This window comes from Methyloceanibacter marginalis, assembly GCF_001723295.1.
Lineage (GTDB): Bacteria > Pseudomonadota > Alphaproteobacteria > Rhizobiales > Methyloligellaceae > Methyloceanibacter > Methyloceanibacter marginalis.
On sequence record NZ_LPWD01000375.1, the window covers coordinates 1 to 1121 of the forward strand.

Here is a 1121-nt window from a genome sequence, read left to right on the forward strand (position 1 = left end):
AGGTTCGAGTCCTGCCGGGATCGCCATTTCTTGTGCTTCAGTGAGGATCTCATGCGTATCATTCTTGGCCTCGTGTTCTCCTTCATGTTCGCCGGCGCGTCCTTCGCTCAAGGGCCAACGCTCGTATGGGAGGCCAAGGGTCTGGCCAGGCCGGAATCGGTTATCCACGACCCCGCGACCGACGTCCTCTATGTGAGCAACATCAACGGCGCAGTCATGCAGAAGGACGGCAACGGTTTCATCTCCCGCCTCAAATCCGACGGCACCATTCTCGAGCGGAACTGGGCCACGGGTTTTGACTCTCCGACGGGTTTGGGCTTGCGCGACCGCACGCTCTACGTTGCCGACGTCGACGCTCTGGTGGAGGTCGACGCCGCCTCGGGCAGCATCAAGAAGCGCCACCCGGCGAACGGCGCGATCTTCCTAAACGACGTGGCGGTCGCCGAGGACGGGACGGTCTATGTCTCCGACACACCGATGAACACGATCTGGCGGCTCAAGGACGGCGTCTTCGAGCCCTGGCTCACCAGTGACGAATTGGAAGGGCCCAACGGTCTCCTCGTCGAAGGCGACAAGCTCACCGTCGCCTCGCTCGGCCGGCTGAAAAGCGTCGGCCAAGAGCAGGAGCCCGCCGGCATGTTCTCCGTGAACCTGGAAGACCAGACCATCGAGCCCTTGGCCAAGGGCAAGACGATCGGCAATCTGGACGGGCTCCAGGTCCTGAAGCCGGGCGCTTATCTCGTCACGGACTGGCCCGACGGCGCGCTGTACCAAGTCAACGCCGATGGCAAAGTGGATCTGTTGATCGATCTCAATCAGGGCAGCGCCGACTTGACCTATTCTCCCGAAACGGGGATCGCGTTGATTCCGATGATGCTGGACAACTCGCTGGCCGCCTACCGCTTAAGCGCGCCGGCGGACAGCAAGAGCGACGGCAAGAAGGACGACAAGAAGAAAAAGTAATAGGCGCGTCGCACCGCTTACTCGAAATGCTGCGCCGCAGCCGATAACCGCAACGCCCGCCAAAGCTCTCCGCGCCAGTGCAGGACTGCTCGCTTGATCCCGGCTTCGCCCAGCTCCCGATCCCCGTCACGCTGCTCTCTTCGCGGCGCGGCGGCGGG

Annotated in this window: 1 protein-coding gene; it reads left to right on the forward strand. The window is 62.6% G+C overall.

Annotation, left to right across the window (positions count from 1 at the left end; all coding sequences use genetic code 11):
* The first annotated feature begins 51 nt into the window (after nucleotides 1-51).
* The gene (locus tag AUC71_RS13065) at nucleotides 52-963 is read left to right on the forward strand and encodes an SMP-30/gluconolactonase/LRE family protein (RefSeq protein WP_141701690.1); all 912 of its coding nucleotides are present in this window, start codon (nucleotides 52-54) and stop codon (nucleotides 961-963) included.
* The last annotated feature ends 158 nt before the right edge of the window (nucleotides 964-1121 follow it).

Coding starts and splice junctions, on each gene's coding strand:
- AUC71_RS13065 (WP_141701690.1), top strand. CDS start 52: ATGCGTATCATTCTTGGCCTCGTGTTCTCCTTCATGTTCGCCGGCGCG.